1 protein-coding gene is annotated in these 309 nt (G+C 37.2%); it reads right to left on the minus strand.

Translation table 11 applies throughout. The features are described 5' to 3' along the window. Nucleotides 1–262 (minus strand): helix-turn-helix domain-containing protein (locus tag V3C85_RS18230; protein WP_331796928.1); only part of this gene is annotated, 262 nt, incomplete at its 3' end. Between the last annotated feature and the right edge of the window lie 47 nt (nt 263–309).

The raw sequence follows: 309 nt of genomic DNA on the forward strand, positions 1-309 counted from the left end.
TTAAAACAACTTGGCTCAATAATTCCTTAGCCTTATTGGTCAAAAAATCACCAGACACAAACTGTGACATATCCAAATTCAAGCGGTCTAGTATCGCCAACAACACATCTGCATTAGGTACACGATTTTGATTTTCGACCAATGAAATTGTTGCTTGAGTGGTAATACCTTCAGCCAACTCAACTTGTGATAAATGCATCTTTTTGCGAGCAGCGCGGATTGCTTTACCGTCAAAATTTTCGTTTTTACCGTTTCTTGCCATTAATTAAACTTCCCTATTTTTTCTTCACCAAGCGCTAAGAATGAATA

The organism is Pseudotabrizicola sp. L79 (assembly GCF_036553525.1).
Taxonomy (GTDB): Bacteria; Pseudomonadota; Alphaproteobacteria; order Rhodobacterales; family Rhodobacteraceae; genus Pseudotabrizicola.